This is a genomic window from Methylobacterium sp. Leaf88 (assembly GCF_001422795.1).
In the GTDB taxonomy this organism is placed as follows: domain Bacteria; phylum Pseudomonadota; class Alphaproteobacteria; order Rhizobiales; family Beijerinckiaceae; genus Methylobacterium.
Genome location: NZ_LMMK01000054.1, coordinates 12883 through 13642 on the forward strand (window position 1 = coordinate 12883; position 760 = coordinate 13642).

Genomic DNA, 760 nt, shown 5'->3' on the forward strand with positions numbered 1-760 from the left:
TGGCCTGCCCGTGCTGGTGACGAACTGCTCGAACAACTACGGCCCGCGCCACTTCCCCGAGAAGCTCATCCCGCTGATGATCCTCAACGCGCTGGAGGGCAGGCCGCTGCCCGTCTACGGCGACGGCCTGAACGAGCGCGACTGGATCCACGTGGAGGACCATGCCCGCGGCCTCGTGGCGGTGCTGGAGCGGGGGCGGATCGGCGAGACCTACCTCCTGGGCGGACGCGCGGTGCGCAACAACCTCGGCGTCGTCAGGGCGCTCTGCGCCGCCTTCGACCGCCTGCGCCCGGAGCAGGCCCCCCACGACCGGCTGATCACCTCCGTCGCGGACCGGCCCGGCCACGACCGGCGCTACGCCATCGACCCGTCCAAGGCCGAGGCCGAGCTCGGCTGGCATCCGACCAAGGACTTCGAGCGGGCCCTGGAGGAGACCGTGCGCTGGTACCTCGCCAACGAGGCCTGGTGGCGCCCGATCCGCGAGGGCCGCTACACCGGCGAGCGCCTCGGCCTCGGCCCGGGCGCCGCCCCCGCCCCGAGCGCCTGAGGCCGCCTGATGCCCGAGTCCCTGGACATCCTCATCCTCGGTGGTGCCGGCCAGGTCGGCACCGAGCTGCAGAACCCGGCGCTCTGGGACGCCGGCACCCGCCTGCACGCCCCGAGCCGCACGGCGCTCGACGTCACGGACGCCGCCGCGATCGACGCCGCCCTGAGCGCGCGCCCCTACGCGGCGGTGGTCAACGCGGCCGCCTACACCGCC

General features: G+C 74.5%; 2 protein-coding genes. Both read left to right on the forward strand.

The window, feature by feature from the left end; translation table 11 throughout:
• A partial coding sequence (locus ASF20_RS21615; RefSeq protein WP_244476519.1) for a GDP-mannose 4,6-dehydratase occupies positions 1–547 on the forward strand: 547 nt, incomplete at its 5' end.
• Between the two features lie 21 nt (positions 548–568).
• On the forward strand, positions 569–760 hold a 192-nt coding region (locus tag ASF20_RS21620), incomplete at its 3' end, for a sugar nucleotide-binding protein (protein ID WP_156648157.1).